The following is a 15,603-nucleotide window of genomic DNA, read 5'->3' as shown; positions in this document are numbered from 1 at the left end:
AGCTCTGCGGCGTTTCGCGCACTTTCCCCACAGGTTTATCCACAGGGGTCATTTGTCGCATTCGTTCCACCGTTCGTAGGGTGGGGCAACGCCGAACCGAACCCGCCGAGCCCGCTTCTCCCGGATGTCAGAGGTACCCGATCTACTGGGACTATGGCGCCGGACGTCGCCAGCGAGGGCCCGTCCGGGAACATATTGCGATCGAGCGTCGCGCGGTGACTCCGAGTCCCGCGTGGGGCTGGTCCGTCACAACCGTCCTGGTCCAGTCAACATCCGAGGGAGTACGAATGTCGATCGCTCATCTGGGCCTCTCCGACCAGTTCCCCGGCGAGGAGACCCGCCAGAACGAGCGAACCCCTCCGCACGACATGCTCGCTGAGCAATCGGCCCTCGGCGGCATGATGCTCTCGAAGGACGCCGTCGCCGATGTCGTCGAGACGGTGCGCGGTGGCGACTTCTACGTGCCCAAGCACGAGATCATCTTCGACGCGCTCCTGTCGCTCTACTCGCACGGCGAACCGACCGACGTGATCGCCGTCACCGACGAGCTCATCAAGACCGGTGACCTGCAGCGCGCCGGCGGTGCCGATTACCTGCACACGCTCACCTCGCTCGTCCCCACCGCCGCGAACGCCGGGTTCTACGCCTCGATCGTCGCCGAGCGTGCCCTGTTGCGTCGTCTCGTCGAGGCGGGCACCCGCATCGTGCAGATGGGTTATGCCGGCGAAGGCGAGGTGCTCGACCTCGTCAACAACGCCCAGGCCGAGATCTACTCCGTCGCCGCCAACGACAACACCGAGGACTACGTCCCCCTCAACATCGCGGTCGACGCGGCCATCGAGGACATCGAGGCGGCGAAGGGTCGAGATGGTCAGTTCACGGGAGTCCCGACCGGTTTCTCGGGCCTCGACCAGCTCACGAACGGGCTCCACCCCGGCCAGATGATCATCATCGCCGCGCGACCGGCCCTCGGTAAGTCGACGCTCGCACTCGACCTCGCGCGCGCCGCCGCCATCAAGCACAACATGCCCGCGATCTTCTTCTCTCTCGAGATGGGGCGCTCCGAGATCGCCATGCGACTCATGTCGGCCGAGGCGTCGGTGCCGCTCCAGAGCATGCGCAAGGGCACGCTCGACCAGCGCGACTGGACGACGATCGCGTCGGTCCGGGGCCGCATCAACGACGCGCCCCTCTACATCGACGACAGCCCCAACATGACCCTCGTCGAGATCCGAGCGAAGTGCCGTCGACTCAAACAGAAGGTCGGATTGAAGCTCGTCGTCATCGACTATCTGCAGCTCATGACCTCGGGCAAGCGCGTGGAGAGCCGCCAGCAGGAGGTCTCGGAGTTCTCGCGTGCGCTCAAGCTCCTCGCGAAAGAGCTTCAGGTGCCCGTGATCGCCCTCTCGCAGTTGAACCGTGGTCCCGAGCAGCGCGCCGACAAGAAGCCGGCCATCTCCGACCTCCGCGAGTCGGGCTCAATCGAGCAGGACGCCGACATGGTCATCCTGCTCCACCGTGAGAGCGCGTACGAGAAGGAGAACCCGCGAGCGGGCGAGGCTGACCTCATTGTCGCCAAGCACCGTAACGGTCCGACCGACACGGTCACGGTCGCGTTCCAGGGGCACTTTTCCCGGTTCACGGATATGGCGCCGATCTAGGAGCACCGATCATAGGTTCTCCGCGAAGATGGCGGAATCTCAGATGAAGTGACGCCTCATTGGGGATTCGCCACGTTCCTGAAAACGTGCAGCCGGACGTGGGGACGCCCACCCTGTCGGACGTGTGACGGCGACTCTTCGCGGGAGCGTGGCATGCCCCGGCTCTCTTTGGTGCGAACCTACTCCGACCCCTGGTCGTCCCTCGCCCTCATGGCCGAGAAATGGTGCCCATGGCTTCCGGCGACGGCCGCCAGGATTTCGTCGGCGGAATCGCCACGGACGTGCGAGTACTCATCGGAGATGTGACGTGCGAGTTGGTCGATCACATTCGCCAGAGCGATGCCGTGAGCGCGGACGCGATCGCTCGTCGAGCTCGCCGCAGCATCCCGGAGCACGAGGATGAAGCGCATGGCGTGCGGAGCGGACAAGCGCTCGTCGCGCTCGGCGAAGTAGAAGATCTCGGCGTTCTGCGTGAGGTCCGCTGACACTTCCGCGAGGGAGTGCGTGACCTTCGCCAGTAGGGCGCTGGCTCCGGCATCGTCGACGTTGTCGAGCCGGGTGAGGCCGGCGTCCGCGAGGGCGGTGAGCTCGATCGCGAGCGTCCTCCGGCGTCCGAGAGCCGGGTAGACCTGCATGAACCAGGACACCGATGCCGTGAGGAGTCCGAATCCGCCGAGCGCTTCGAGCGGCGACAACAGGCGCAGGGCGTCGACCGTCGGGACCGCGTCCCCGTAACCGAGGGTGGTGAGCGCCACCATCGAGATCGTGATGGCCTCGGCGAAGGGGTGATGACGGTACGGATCGACGCCCGTGTACGCGAAGCCGCCGGGAACGTGGGGAAGGTAGATGAGGGCCCATCCGAGCGTGCTCAGCATGACCCAGCCGACGGTCACCGTGAGAATCGCCAGCGGACCGAGGCTCGGAAGCGGTCGTCCGCCCCGACCTCGAATTGACCAGGCCGCCCGGAACACGAGGTGGGACAGACGGCCCGTTCCGCTCGGTCGGAGGAGCGTCTGGAAGACGTCGTTCGCCGTGACGATCAGCAGGATCGCGCCGAGAATGGTGGAGAGCACGGCCATGGCGCTCAGTATGCCAGGAGCAAGGAGCCGCGTTCACCGAGGGTGGCGGTGCGGCCCCGCTGTCCGCACATTCGCCGAGCGGCAATCGACTCACGGTGCCGGGGTGCCGGGGTGCCGGGGTGCCGGGGTGCCGATGCCGATGCGGATGCCGACCACGGCGTCCGCGCGCTGACGCGTGCGCGTGAGCCGCGCGGACGCGGTGGTGACGACGGTCTCCTCCGGCCTGCTCAGCGTCGCAGCCGTGCCCTCGTGCGGGTGACTCCCCGCAGCGAGGCGCCGACGGGCTGCCCGAGGTAGATGCCGAGCGATGCCCCGACGGCGAGGCTCACCCCCACGACGGCGGCGCCTGCGAGGGTCGTGAAGCCGGCGAGGAGGACCGCCGCGCTGTCGCCGGACTCGACGATGCTGAGCAGGCCGCGGAACACGGCGGCCCCCGGTACCAGGGGGAGTATCGCCGCGGTCGTGATGGCGACGCTCGGGACGTGGAGGCGATAGGCGACGAGTGTCCCGACGAAACTCCCGACGAAGGCGCCGACCCCGCTCGCGGCGGCTCCCTCGAACCCGAGCTGCGACGCGGTGAGGTAGACGAACCATGCGACGAGACTGAGCGCCGCGCTGATCCCGATGATCCTCCCGCCGGCGCCGTTGAACACCGCCACGGCGACCGCGACGAGGGTCGCGCCGGCGAACTGTAAGGGGACGGAGCCGAGAGGGAGCGCTTCCGTCGGCGGGACCATCGCGAGACCGATCACGCGCGCGGTCTCGAGACCCGCGAGGATGCCGAGCACGACACCGAGCGTGTGCGTCATGAGTTCGAGGATCCGGCCCGTCGCCGTGAGCGCGAAGCCGTCGATGGCGTCTTGCGCCGCGCCGACGACAGTGAGCCCGGCAAGCATGAGGACGACGCCGGACGCGACGATCACGGACGGCCGGACGTCAGCGGCGATGTCCCAGCCCGTTTCACCCAGCAGCGGAGCGCCCGCAGCGATCACCGTCAGCACGAACGCGCCGGCGACCTGACTGAAGAAGAAGGGCACCTGGGCTCGAGCGAGGGCGTACTGGGTGAGCGCCGCGAGCCCCGCGGCGACGAACGCGAGGACCATGACGAGCCAGTTGCCGCCGAACATGACCGCGACGCCGACGGCGAGCAGGGCTTGCGAAGCGATGACGATGGCGGGCGGGTAGCGGAACGGCGCGCGGCGGATCTCGCGGTAGCGGGTTCGGGCTGTCGTGAGATCGAGCCCGTCCGCCACGTCGACGAGCAGGGCTTGCAGGCGTTGCAGCCGAGCGTGGTCGGGCGCCGATCCGCGCACGACGCGCAGCAGGGTGATCGGTTGTGCGGCACCGTCGCGGTGATGAGCGACGGTGATCGAGTTGTAGGTCACATCGACATGCACGGGATGGAGGCCGTACGCGCCGGCGGCGCGGACGATCGCCGTCGTGACGCCGCTCGCGTTCGCTCCGGACACGAGCATCGTCTCACCGATCCGCATAGCCAGGTCGAGGATCTGAACGGCGAGCCGATCGTCGACGATCGGCAGCGTGTCGGTGAGTGTTTCCGTCCGCCGCTCGGGCCGATCGAAACCGGGCAGCCAGGTCAGGATGCTCCGTTCACGCCGACTCATCGCGGTGGTGCTCCTCAGGTTCGGCTGCGTCGATCCGGACGAGTCTAATCGGCCGGGGCCGACGAGCCGGCTCGCGGCGTAGCCTGAACCTCATGATCGATTCGCGTGCCCGTACCGCCCTCGAGGTCGCCGACTGGCGACGTCGGGTGTTCGCCCTCTACGACACCGTGCGCAACGAGGACGACCCGGCGAGAGCGCATCAACTGTGGCGCACCGGTCGTGACGAGCTCATGGGCTCCCACCCCGCGAGCCCGCTGCAGGGCGATGAGCGCGCACGCTTCACGGGCCTCCCGATCGCGCCGTACGACCCGGCGTGGCGCTTCGAGCTGCCGATCGTGCCGACCGAGCCCGCCGGCTTCGAGTTCCCGACAGGAACGGATGGCGTCGTCCCCTTCGAGCGGCTCGGGAAGGTCGAGATCCCCGGCGTCGGCTCCCTCGACGTCTGGCGGCTCATGACGTATGGCGGCGGGCTCTTCGTCCCGGTGCGCGATGCGCTCGCGGGTCGTGAGGGCGGTACGTATGGCGGCGGGCGATACCTCCTCGACACGATCAAGGGTGCCGACCTCGGGCTGGACGCCGAGCGGGAGTCCCTCGTGATCGACCTCAACTTCGCGTACAACCCGTCGTGCGCGTACGACCCGGCATGGGCCTGCCCGCTCGCCCAGCCTGGCAACGTCGTCGGCGTACCGGTCCCGGTGGGTGAGCTCTACGGCGTGTGAGTCGAGATGTGTATGAGTCGAGGGGGTGTGTGAGTCGAGGGGCGTGCCGTCGGCGCTCGGGGCCCGGTCGGACCCCGCCGGGTGACCGCGTAGACTGGAGGGGCTCCGCAGAACCCACCGAAAGAGGCCCCGACCGTGGCTCATCCCGCCGACGTCGATCACGGCGCGACCCTCGGTTCGTCGAGCCGCATCGCCCGCGCCTACTGGCCGGTCCCGCTCGTGCGTGCCGCCGCCGCGGCCGCCGTGGCCCTCGTGACGACCTTCTCGCTCGACCACTCGAGCATGCTCGGGCTGCTCGTCTTCGGGGTCTTCGTGCTCGGCGCCGGCGTGCTGGGCGGCGTGTTCGGCGCAGCACGTCTCGGTGGCGACACGACGTCCCGCCGTTTCTTCCTCGGCCAGGCCGCGGTGTCTGGCCTCGCCGCCATCGCCGCCCTCGCCTTCGCGATCCTCGCGCCGACGCCGCCGGCCTACGTCTACCTCGTCGTCGCCTGGTCGCTGCTCTCCGGCCTCCTCGAACTCGGAGCGGGCGTCGTCGCCCGCTCCCGGATCTCCCTTGCTCGGGACTGGATGACGGTCGGCGGTCTCACCGTCCTCCTCGCGATCGTGTTCCTCGCCGTGCCGCCGGACTTCACGACGAACTACTCTGGCGCGCAGGGCGTTTCGGGCACCATGACGACATCGATCATGGCGGTCGGTCTCTTCGGCGCCTATGCCGCGATCATCGCCGCCTACCTCGCGATCGGCGGCATCACGCTGCGTGGCGAGCGGAACCGCGGAGCCGCCTCCGGCGATCCCCGAGAGACAGGACGGGTCGCCTCATGAGCCGCGACGGACGACCCAGCATGCGCGACGTGCTGAAGCCCCTCGAACTCCTCGCGCTCGCGGCGGGGATGGGCCTGTTCACGGGGCTCATCGCCCTGATGTCGACCCGTGACGTGGTCATCGCGCTCGTCGGCTTCGGCATCGCCTTCATCGTCGCTCTTGTGCTTCTTGCGATGTTCGCTCTCTCGATCGCCCCCACCGAGGACGAAAAGCGCGACATCGCCGAGCAGGACGGCCCGCCCTCGGCGCACTAGATGCGCGCGTGGTCATGCTTGCGACCGTGACGGGGCGCGTCCCTCGACACGATCGTGGGTCACTCGACTCCTCGAGTGACCCACGGTTCCTCGTGCTGACGTGCGCGGCTACGGCAGGTAATCGACGAGGTCGGACGCGACCCCGACGTACGACGCGGGGGTGAGCGCCAGCAACCGGGACTTCGCTTCGTCGCCGATGTCGAGACGGTCCACGAACTCCGTGAGATCGGCGTGGCCGATGCGCTTGCCGCGCGTCAGCTCCTTGAGCATCGCGTAGGGATCGGAGATCGAGGAGCGGCCGGCGACGACCTCGGCGCGGATGACCGTCTGGATCGCCTCGCCGAGCACCTCCCAATTGCCGTCGAGGTCGGTGGCGAGCGCGGCGCGGTCGAGGTCGATCTCGCCGAGGCCGCGGGAGAGGTTGTCGAGCGCGAGGAGCGAATGTCCGAGCGCGACGCCGATGTTCCGCTGCGTCGTCGAGTCGGTGAGGTCGCGCTGGAGGCGCGACGTCACGAGCGTCGCGGCGAGGGAGTCGAGCAGAGCGGAGGAGAGCTCGAGGTTCGCCTCGGCGTTCTCGAAGCGGATCGGGTTGATCTTGTGCGGCATCGTCGACGATCCCGTCGCCCCCGCTTGCGGGATCTGGCGGAAGTAGCCCATCGAGATGTACGTCCAGACGTCGGTCGCGAGGTTGTGGAGCACCCGGTTGGCGTGGGAGACCCGCGCATAGAGTTCGGCCTGCCAGTCGTGCGACTCGATCTGCGTCGTGAGCGGGTTCCACGTGAGCCCGAGACCCTCGACGAACTCCTTCGAGAGCGCCGGCCAGTCCGCGGCGGGGTCTGCCACGACGTGTGCGGAGAAGGTCCCCGTCGCGCCCGAGAACTTGCCGAGGTACTCGGTGCCGTCGATCTGCGTCGCGATGCGCGTGAGCCGGTGGGCGGTGACGGCGAGCTCTCGCCCCATCGTCGTCGGCGTCGCCGGCTGGCCGTGCGTCCGCGCGAGCATGGCGTCGTCACGGAACTCGACGGCGCGCGTGGAGATCTTCTCGATGACGCCGCGGTACTTCGGGAGCCAGACGCCGCGGACCGCGGCGGACACCGTGAGGGCGTACGAGAGGTTGTTGATGTCCTCGCTCGTGCACGCGAAGTGCGTCAGCTCGGCGATGGCGTCGAGTCCGAGAGCGGACAGCCGCGACCGCACGAGGTACTCGACGGCCTTCACGTCGTGCCGTGTCGTGGCCTCGAGGGCTGCGAGTTCGTCGATCTCCTGCTGGCCGAAGTCGCGGACGAGGGAGCGGAGGGCGTCGCGTTGCGCCTCATCGAGCGGGCTCGAGCCGAACATCGAACGGTCGGTGAGGAAGATCAGCCACTCGACCTCGACCTGGACCCGTGCACGGTTGAGACCCGCCTCGCTGAGGTGCTCGCCCAGTTCGGTGACGGCGGCGCGATACCGCCCGTCGAGAGGGCTGAGCGGCTGAGGGGGAAGTGCGGTCATTGTGTTGCTCCCTGACGGACGGCGGGTTGGAGTTGGCGGAAGAGTGCGATGCACGCCCGCTCTATCATCCCAAGAACCTCGTCGAACATCCGATCGTCGGAGTAGTAGGGGTCCGGCACATCACCGAGATGCACCTGACCCGCGTCGAATGCCAGCAGCAGTCCGATCTTGCCCCGGTCCTCGTCCGTCGTGGCCCAGGAGCGGAGGATGCGTTCGTGGCTGCGGTCGAGCGCGACCACGAGGTCGAGGTCCGCGAACCACTCCGCCTCGAATTGACGCGCGCGATGGGCCGTTCCGTCGTAGCCTCGCCGGTGCAGGGCCGCGACGGTCCGGCCGTCCGCCTGCTCACCCACGTGCCAGTCGCCCGTTCCTGCCGAGGCGACGCTGACGTGGGCGCCGAGACCCGCTCGTGCGGCGAGGCTCGTGAACACGACCTCCGCCATCGGGGAGCGGCAGATGTTGCCTGCGCACACGAAGCAGATGCGGAACGGCTCCACTGTCTTCGTCGTCGGGCCGTCGAAGTCCATCCGCTCATTGTGGCCCACCGAGTGTTCGCTGCACAGAGCGGATCGCACCCGTCGTCCAGAGCCTGGCTCCCGGCGCGTTCATCCCCGGGGATCCCCGGCAGCGCGGCTCGGGAGGGTGCGACCCGCGCACAGTGGGTCAGCCGGGCAGGGGATCCGGCGAGAAGGAGGGACATGTCCGAGTTGACCCGTGACGGGCTCGAGAGGATCCGGGAGGCGTTGAGAGCGGAACGGTGGGCCGTCGCCCGACTGCACGCCCTCGCGAGTGCGTCGGCCCGTGAGGTGATGGCCCGAGCCGACGCGGAGGAGTGGGACTCGCGTGCGGCGGACCTCTTCCGATCCCGATTGACGGAGATCTCCGAGGAACTGACGTCGGCGCGCCGAGCGCTCGCGCGGGCGATCGATGCGATCGATCGGGCTCTGCTCGCGCTCGCGAACGTCGTGCCCGTCGAGGAGCCGGCGGGGGTGGCCCGATGAGCGAGATCGAGGTGTCGACGGGAGCACGATCGAGCGTCGACACGGACGAACTCCACGAGCGGGCGATGTACCTCGACATGCTCGCGGCCACGGTGTCCGCGTGGCGCTTCGACGTGCGTGAAGCCGTCGCTGCCGTCGCATCGGTACCGGAGGCCGCGCCGTACGACTTCGCGCGCGACGATCTCGTCGCAGCGACGGCTGCTCTCGAACGGGCCTCCGACCAGGCCGCACGCGTCGGTGCGGCCGCGTCCGTCGCTGCTTCGGCATACGGAACCGCCGACCGAGTCGCCAACTCCCTGATGGACTGGGCCGGAGGGCTCGCCGGACGGGCCTTCGGATTCCTCGCGGCGCGGGCGCTCCCTGCGCTCATCGCACCGATGGCGAGTGCGGCGGGTGCGGCTCTTCCCGTGGTGCTTCCGGCGCTCGTGGCGGCCGGCGTGGTCTGGGCGAACCCCGTATCGAGACGGGCCGTCGCGTCGCTCGGCGCCGACTTCGGAGCCTGGGTCACTGCACAATCGAGACATGTGGCGAACCCCGCGGCAGTGGGGCTCATCCGAGCGGCGGTGTCTGCGACGGACGACGTCGTCGCCGGCGCGCTCCGAGCACCGCGCGGTGCCATGGACGCGGGACTGGTCGGGGTGGTCTCGTCACCACTCGTCGCGGCCACCGCACGCGCGCTGGACACTCCCGTCAGTGTCACCCCCGTGGGATCCGGCCGGAGCGTCGTCGCGCCGGCCTCGGTCGCCGAGGTCGCCGCGCGCATCCCGGCGAACGCGCCCGGGCAGCCCCAAGTCCGCGTCGAGAAGTACCAGACGGGCGACGGCGCTGCGTCATGGGCCGTCTACGTGGGGAGCACCGTCGAGTTCGGCGTGGGTGAATCCGCGGAAGCGTTCGACCTCGAGTCCGCCGTCGGCTCCATGGCGGGCGAGGACGGGGCTGCCTACCGCGCGGTCGTGCAGGCGATGGAGGATGCCGGCGTGGGGGCGGCGGACCCGGTCGCACTTGCCGGTCATTCCCAGGGCGGCCTCGTCGCGGCGGCCGTCGCCGAGAGCGGCGACTACGCGGTCGACTCGCTCGTGACGTTCGGTGCCCCCACGGCCCAGATCCCCGCGGCCGACGGTGTGCCGACTGTCGTCGTCGAGCACTCGGACGACCTCATCCCGGCGCTCGCGGGTCAGGCTCCGGCCGATGACGCGCGGACGGTGGTCGCGCGGGACACGTTCTCCCGGGAGCAGGAGGGCGACTCGCTCATGAGCGCCCACTCGATCGAGGAGTATGCGCGCACGGCGGAACTCATGGATCGGTCGGACGACCAGAGACTCGCGGAGTTCCGCGAGGCGCTCGTGCGATCAGTGCCGGAGGGAGCGCCGGGGTCGTCCGTGGACTACCGGGCGGACCGGGTGCTGCCGTGACGGCGGCCGCTCAGTCGCGCGAGCGCAGCTGCGGCCGCAGGATCAGGTTGAAGATTCCGTTGATGATGGCGAAGACCAAGGCTCCGAGCACACCCCACCAGAAGCCGTCCACCTGCAGGCCGAATCCGAAGAGCGACGTGATGGCGGCGACGAGCATGAGGAGCAGGCCGTTCACGATGAACGAGATGAGCCCGAGCGTGAGGATGTACAGGGGGAAGGCGACGATGCGGATGGCCGTGCCCACGATGCTGTTCACGAGGGCGAAGACCACGGCGACGATCAGATAGGTGACGACGGTCGCGACCCAGTCACCGCCCGTCCAGGGGGTGACGGAGACGCCGGCCACGATGAGAGTGGTGAGCCAGATCGCGACGGCGTTGATCACGATGCGAAGGAGGAGTCCGCCCATGCCGCCACTATCCCACGGAGACGGACGGCGACGCCACCCTCCCATGGGGCCCACGATCCTCCGCGACGGCGCGACCCGGGTATTCCGGACCGGTTATGGGCCGCGCGTCTACACTCGAAGGGTGACAAACCCCGAGCAGCCGATGGTCAAGCTCCGTCCGGAGATCCTGGCCACTCCTCCGTACCGACAGGGGAAACCGGCCGGCGCCGACGCATTCAAGCTGTCGAGCAACGAGAACCCCTTCCCGCCGTTGCCCGGGGTGCTCGAGGCCGTGATGTCCGCCGTCGCCGTCAACCGGTACCCCGACGCCTCGGCGCTCGCGCTCCGGGAGGTCCTCGCCGAACGACACGGCCTGAGCGTCGACGAGGTGCACGTGGGGGCGGGGTCGGTCGCTCTCCTCAGCCAACTCATCACGGCGGCAGCCGGCCCGGGCGACGAGGTCGTCTACGCGTGGCGCTCCTTCGAGGCCTATCCCGGGCTCGTGACCGTCGCGGGCGCCACGAGTGTCCAGATCCCGAACCGGCCGGACCACTCCCACGATCTCGAGGCGATGGCCGCGGCGGTGACCGAGCGGACCAGAGTGGTCATCGTCTGCTCACCCAACAATCCCACGGGCACCGTCGTGTCGGCCGACGAGATCGACGCGTTCCTCGATCGCATCCCGTCCGACGTGCTGGTCCTCCTGGACGAGGCGTACGCCGAGTTCGTGACGGGGCCGGGAGTCGTCGACGGACTGCGGCTCGTCGGCACTCGTCCGAACCTCGTCGTGCTGAGGACCTTCTCGAAGGCCTACGGCCTCGCCGGCCTGCGCATCGGCTGGGCCGCCGGGCCCGCCGTCGTGCTCGACGCGGCGCGAGCCGCCGCCATCCCGCTCTCGGTCACGGAGCCGGCGCAGCAAGCGGCGATCGCCTCACTGCGGCTCGAGGACGAACTCCTCGCGCGCGTCCGTTCCCTCGTCGCGCTGCGCGACTCCCTCGCGGGAGATCTCCGCGCAGCGGGGCTGGCCGTCCCCGAGGCCCACGGCAATTTCCTCTGGATACCGGCGGGGGACGAGGCCACCCGAGCGGGAGAGATCCTCGTCGAGAGCGGTGTCGTCGCCCGGGTCTTCCCGGGGGAAGGCGTGCGCGTGTCCGTGGGTGAGGACGACGCCGCGGGGCGAATCGTCGTCGCCGCGGCCCGGATCGTCGAGATGCTTCCCGCCCACCACCCCGCAAGACGAACGGAGGTTCGAGTTGACTGACGTGACCCGCACGGTGGCGGATGCGCCCGTGCAGTTCCTCGCTCCCGACGGGACGTTCGCGCCGAACGCCGCCGCCGAGGAGTACGCGGCTTTCGTCGACGGTCTCGATGACGCGGCGCTCCAGCGGATGTTCCGCGACATGGCGCTCGTCCGGGCGTTCGATGTCGAGGCCGGGAACCTCCAGCGGCAGGGGCAGCTCGCACTCTGGGTGCCGAGCCACGGCCAGGAGGCCGCCCAGGTCGGATCGGCGTACGCGATGAGGCCGCAGGATCACGTCTTCCCCTCGTACCGGGAGCACGCCGTCGGTCTGGTCCGCGGCATCGATCTGATGAACGTCATCCGCCTTCTCCGCGGACTCACCCACGGCGGTTGGGATCCCAAGGACCCGCGGAACGGCAACTTCCACCTCTACACGCTCGTCATCGGATCCCAGGCGCTGCACGCGACGGGATACGCCATGGGCATCGCGTTGGACGGCGCATCGGGAACGGGTGACCCCGAGAGCGACCAGGCCGTCGTCGCCTACTTCGGCGACGGCGCGACGAGCCAGGGAGACGTGAGCGAGGCGTTCGTCTTCGCCGCCAGTTATCAGACCCCCCAGGTGTTCTTCCTGCAGAATAACCACTGGGCCATCTCGGTCCCGGTGTCCCGTCAGTCGCGCACCCCGCTCTACCGGCGTGGAGAGGGATTCGGCATCCCGAGCGTTCAGATCGATGGCAACGACGTGCTCGCGAGCTACGCCGTCACGGCGAAGAACCTCGACGAGGCCAGGGGCGGAGGCGGTCCACGGCTCGTCGAGGCGCTCACGTACCGCGTCGGTGCGCACACCACGAGCGACGACCCCACGAAGTACCGCACCGACGACGAGCTCGCCTCGTGGGTGGCGCGCGACCCGATCGTCCGCTTCCGGGCGTACCTCGCCGGGCGGGGCGCGTCCGACGAGTTCTTCGCCGGCATCACGGCGGAGACGAAGGACTTCGCCGCCGACACGCGGCGGCGCACCCTCGCCCTGGAATCGCCCCCCGCCGAACTCATGTTCGAGAACGTCTACACCGACGAGCACCCGCTCACGGCCGAGCAGTTCGAGTGGCTCGAACGATACGAGGAGAGCCTCGAAGGGGGCGACGCACGATGACCGAGACCACCACCGCCCACGCGCCGACGACGACCGAGTTGGCCACCATGCCGATGGCCAAGGCTCTCAACGCCGGACTCGCCGCCGCGATGGCGGCGGACGAACGGGTCCTGCTCATGGGGGAGGACATCGGCACGCTCGGAGGCGTCTTCCGTGTGACCGAGGGCCTCAAGAACACGTTCGGCGAGAACCGGGTGATCGACACCCCGCTCGCCGAGTCGGGCATCGTCGGCACGGCGATCGGGCTCGCGATGCGCGGCTACCGCCCCGTGTGCGAGATCCAGTTCGACGGCTTCATCTTCCCGGGCTTCGACCAGATCACCACGCAGCTCGCGAAGCTCACGAATCGTCACGAGGGCAATCAGGCCTTCCCCGTCGTCATCCGCGTCCCGTACGGCGGACACATCGGTGCCGTCGAGCATCACCAGGAGAGCCCGGAGGCCTACTTCGCGCACACCCCCGGCCTCCGGTCCGTGAGCCCGTCGACACCCCACGACGCCTACTGGATGATCCAGGAGGCCATCGCGGCGAACGACCCCGTGATGTTCTTCGAGCCGAAGAGCCGATACTGGCAGAAGGGCGCCGTCGACCTCTCAGCTCCGGCCGTTCCTCTGCACTCGAGTCGTGTGGTGCGCCCGGGCAGTGACGTCACGGTGCTCGCCCACGGCGCCATGGTGAGCGTGTTGCTGCAGGCGGCCGAACTCGCGGCGGCGGAGGACATCAGCCTCGAGGTCGTCGACCTCCGGTCGATCGCCCCCGTCGACTACGCGCCGATCCTCGAGAGCGTCCGGAAGACGGGGCGGCTCGTCGTCGCCCAGGAGGCGCCCGGCTCGGTCTCGGTGGGGTCGGAGATCGCCGCGACGGTCGCTGAGCGGGCGTTCTACTCGCTCGAGGCGCCCGTGTTGCGTGTCTCCGGCTTCGACGTACCCTTCCCGCCGGCGAAGCTCGAGGGCATCTACCTGCCCGACGCCGATCGCATCCTCGAGGCCGTCGACCGCGCCCTCGCCTATTAGTCCGATCTCAGGAGCACCAGCATGAGCGAGCAGAACATCACCCTCCCGGACGTCGGCGAGGGCCTCACCGAGGCGGAGATCGTGTCCTGGCACGTCACACCCGGCGACCGGGTCGAGGTGAACCAGGTCATCGTCGAGATCGAGACGGCCAAGTCGCTCGTCGAGCTGCCGTCGCCCTTCGAGGGTGTCATCGGCTCGGTGCTCGCCGAGGAAGGTCAGACCGTGGAGGTCGGCGCGCCGATCCTCACCGTGCAAACGGCCGTGGCGAGCACGCCCGAGTCCGCGGCGTCGGCATCGGCGGCAACCACAGGGGCGGTCGCACCCGAGACGATTCCCGCCGGCCCGGTGGACGACGCCGAGGAGGCCGCGACGGACGCCGCATCCTCCGTCTCGCCGTCGGAGGACGGCGAGGGTTCCGTCCTCGTGGGCTATGGAACCGGGGGCCACGCGACGTCGCGCCGCAAGAAGGGCCTCGCGGCACGGCGGCCCGCCCCGCCGGCATCCGTCCCGGCTGCCGCCGCAGGTCCTGTCATCGCGAAGCCTCCCATCCGGAAGCTCGCTCGCGATCTCGGCGTCGATCTCGCGGAGGTGGAGGGCACCGGTCTCGCCGGTGAGATCACCCGTGACGATGTCGTCCGGAAGGCGAGCCAGGCGAGCGTGTTCCGCAACATCGAGACTCCGGCGTGGGGCGACAGCCGAGAGGAGCGCATCCCCGTCCGGGGCGTGCGGAAGGCAATCGCCAACGCGATGGTGTCGAGCGCATACAGCGCGCCTCACGTGTCCCTCTTCGTCGACGTCGACGCGACCCGCACCATGGAGTTCACGCGACGCCTCAAGGCGTCGCCCGACTTCGCGGGCGTGAAGGTCTCGCCGTTGCTCGTCATGGCCAAGGCCATGATCTGGGCGGTGCGGCGCAATCCCATGGTGAACGCCACGTGGACGGACGAGGAGATCATCGTCCACCACTTCGTGAACCTCGGTTTCGCCGCCGCGACGCCGCGAGGACTGCTCGTGCCGAACGTCAAGGACGCGCAGGGCATGAGTCTGCTCGAGCTCGCGAAGGCCCTCGAGCAGAAGACGCTCGAAGCGCGCGACGGCAAGACGCCGCCGGCGGACATGCAGAACGGCACCATCACGATCACGAACATCGGCGTCTTCGGCATGGACACGGGCACCCCGATCCTGAACCCGGGTGAGGTCGGGATCGTCGCGCTCGGGACGATCAAGCAGAAGCCGTGGGTCGTCGACGGCGAGGTCCGCCCCCGTTATGTGACGACCCTTGGAGCGTCCTTCGATCACCGCGTCGTGGACGGCGATGTCGCGAGCCGCTTCCTCGCCGACGTCGCGTCGATCGTCGAGGAGCCGGCCCTCCTGCTCGAGTAACGATGACAGGGGAGAGTCGTCTTCCCTGATGGGTCGGCGGCTCACGACGGGCCGAACTCCCGTGATGAGCGCCGCCGATCCTGCACAGCGACCGCGAGACGCCGCTTCTCGGGCCGCCGGGTAACAAATCCACAACGGTTCGTGAACATCCCGATGAGAGGCGCTTTCCGCTCTGTCGTGCGGGCTGAGGAATGCGCCAAAAGGGCCCCGTCGAGAGTCCTCCGGTTCGCGCTCGTGCCTCATGGGCGTTAGCGTTGGGGAGGCCCGCGAGGGCCGAGAACTGAGTCCGCGAGAACGCGACGCAATCCCGCTGGGAGTGCCGCGCGATCGTATGGCGAGGGCGTCGGTGCCGGTCCCAT

15 protein-coding genes are annotated in these 15,603 nt (G+C 69.2%); 10 read left to right on the top strand and 5 right to left on the bottom strand.

Features of this window, described 5'->3' with window-relative positions; all coding sequences use genetic code 11:
* Positions 1–287 precede the first annotated feature (287 nt).
* A complete protein-coding gene (gene dnaB, locus ELQ92_RS13500) occupies positions 288–1,661 on the top strand; it encodes a replicative DNA helicase (RefSeq protein ID WP_128499843.1) in 1,374 nt (457 codons plus the stop codon).
* 179 nt (positions 1,662–1,840) lie between these two features.
* Here the strand turns inward: dnaB and ELQ92_RS13495 are convergent, their stop codons facing one another.
* Together ELQ92_RS13495 and ELQ92_RS13490 are read right to left on the bottom strand one after the other, a co-directional pair.
* Positions 1,841–2,740, bottom strand: coding sequence for a potassium channel family protein (locus ELQ92_RS13495; protein WP_128499842.1), 900 nt, complete (start codon positions 2,738–2,740; stop codon positions 1,841–1,843).
* Between the two features lie 227 nt (positions 2,741–2,967).
* Positions 2,968–4,365 (bottom strand): threonine/serine exporter family protein, encoded by a 1,398-nt coding sequence (locus ELQ92_RS13490; RefSeq protein WP_128499841.1) that lies wholly within the window; start codon positions 4,363–4,365, stop codon positions 2,968–2,970.
* 92 nt (positions 4,366–4,457) lie between these two features.
* Here ELQ92_RS13490 and ELQ92_RS13485 point away from each other — a divergent pair, with 92 nt between their 5' ends.
* The 3 genes from ELQ92_RS13485 (at position 4,458) to ELQ92_RS13475 (ending at position 6,160) form a co-directional block, all read left to right on the top strand.
* Entirely contained in the window at positions 4,458–5,084 is a 627-nt protein-coding gene (locus ELQ92_RS13485) for a DUF1684 domain-containing protein (RefSeq protein WP_128499840.1), read from the top strand.
* Between the two features lie 135 nt (positions 5,085–5,219).
* Positions 5,220–5,906: a hypothetical protein gene (locus ELQ92_RS13480; protein WP_128499839.1), complete on the top strand. Its 687-nt coding sequence runs from the start codon at positions 5,220–5,222 to the stop codon at positions 5,904–5,906.
* On the top strand, positions 5,903–6,160 hold the full coding sequence (locus ELQ92_RS13475) for a hypothetical protein (protein ID WP_166426798.1): 258 nt from the start codon (positions 5,903–5,905) through the stop codon (positions 6,158–6,160). Before ELQ92_RS13480 ends, ELQ92_RS13475 begins: the two co-directional genes overlap by 4 nt.
* 108 nt (positions 6,161–6,268) lie before the next feature.
* Here ELQ92_RS13475 and purB read toward each other — a convergent pair whose 3' ends face one another.
* Positions 6,269–7,651, bottom strand: coding sequence for an adenylosuccinate lyase (gene purB, locus ELQ92_RS13470; RefSeq protein WP_128499837.1), 1,383 nt, complete (start codon positions 7,649–7,651; stop codon positions 6,269–6,271).
* Positions 7,648–8,178, bottom strand: a complete 531-nt coding sequence (locus ELQ92_RS13465) for a low molecular weight protein-tyrosine-phosphatase (protein WP_166426797.1) — start codon at positions 8,176–8,178, stop codon at positions 7,648–7,650. Before ELQ92_RS13465 ends, purB begins: the two co-directional genes overlap by 4 nt.
* Positions 8,179–8,349: 171 nt before the next feature.
* Between ELQ92_RS13465 and ELQ92_RS13460 the strand changes: the two genes are divergently transcribed.
* Together ELQ92_RS13460 and ELQ92_RS13455 are read left to right on the top strand one after the other, a co-directional pair.
* Positions 8,350–8,652, top strand: coding sequence for a hypothetical protein (locus ELQ92_RS13460; protein WP_128499836.1), 303 nt, complete (start codon positions 8,350–8,352; stop codon positions 8,650–8,652).
* Entirely contained in the window at positions 8,649–10,064 is a 1,416-nt protein-coding gene (locus tag ELQ92_RS13455; RefSeq protein WP_128499834.1) for a lipase family protein, read from the top strand. The genes ELQ92_RS13460 and ELQ92_RS13455 overlap by 4 nt, the downstream gene beginning before the upstream one ends.
* A gap of 10 nt (positions 10,065–10,074) precedes the next feature.
* Here the strand turns inward: ELQ92_RS13455 and ELQ92_RS13450 are convergent, their stop codons facing one another.
* Entirely contained in the window at positions 10,075–10,473 is a 399-nt protein-coding gene (locus ELQ92_RS13450; protein WP_128499832.1) for a phage holin family protein, read from the bottom strand.
* A 142-nt stretch (positions 10,474–10,615) separates the two neighbouring features.
* On the opposite strand from ELQ92_RS13450, the gene ELQ92_RS13445 reads away from it, so the two are divergent.
* Genes ELQ92_RS13445 through ELQ92_RS13430 form a run of 4 tightly spaced genes read left to right on the top strand, consistent with a single transcriptional unit; the run spans position 10,616 to position 15,244 of the window.
* Positions 10,616–11,713, top strand: coding sequence for a histidinol-phosphate transaminase (locus ELQ92_RS13445; RefSeq protein WP_128499941.1), 1,098 nt, complete (start codon positions 10,616–10,618; stop codon positions 11,711–11,713).
* A complete protein-coding gene (locus ELQ92_RS13440; protein WP_243695037.1) occupies positions 11,706–12,848 on the top strand; it encodes a thiamine pyrophosphate-dependent dehydrogenase E1 component subunit alpha in 1,143 nt (380 codons plus the stop codon). The genes ELQ92_RS13445 and ELQ92_RS13440 overlap by 8 nt, the downstream gene beginning before the upstream one ends.
* Positions 12,845–13,861: an alpha-ketoacid dehydrogenase subunit beta gene (locus tag ELQ92_RS13435; protein WP_128499830.1), complete on the top strand. Its 1,017-nt coding sequence runs from the start codon at positions 12,845–12,847 to the stop codon at positions 13,859–13,861. The genes ELQ92_RS13440 and ELQ92_RS13435 overlap by 4 nt, the downstream gene beginning before the upstream one ends.
* A 21-nt stretch (positions 13,862–13,882) precedes the next feature.
* Positions 13,883–15,244: a dihydrolipoamide acetyltransferase family protein gene (locus tag ELQ92_RS13430; protein ID WP_128499828.1), complete on the top strand. Its 1,362-nt coding sequence runs from the start codon at positions 13,883–13,885 to the stop codon at positions 15,242–15,244.
* Positions 15,245–15,603 lie beyond the last annotated feature (359 nt).

The organism is Labedella populi (assembly GCF_004078655.1).
In the GTDB taxonomy this organism is placed as follows: Bacteria; Actinomycetota; Actinomycetes; order Actinomycetales; family Microbacteriaceae; genus Labedella; species Labedella populi.
Note: the sequence above shows the minus strand (reverse complement) of the source record. Positions and strands in the feature narration are given on the sequence as shown.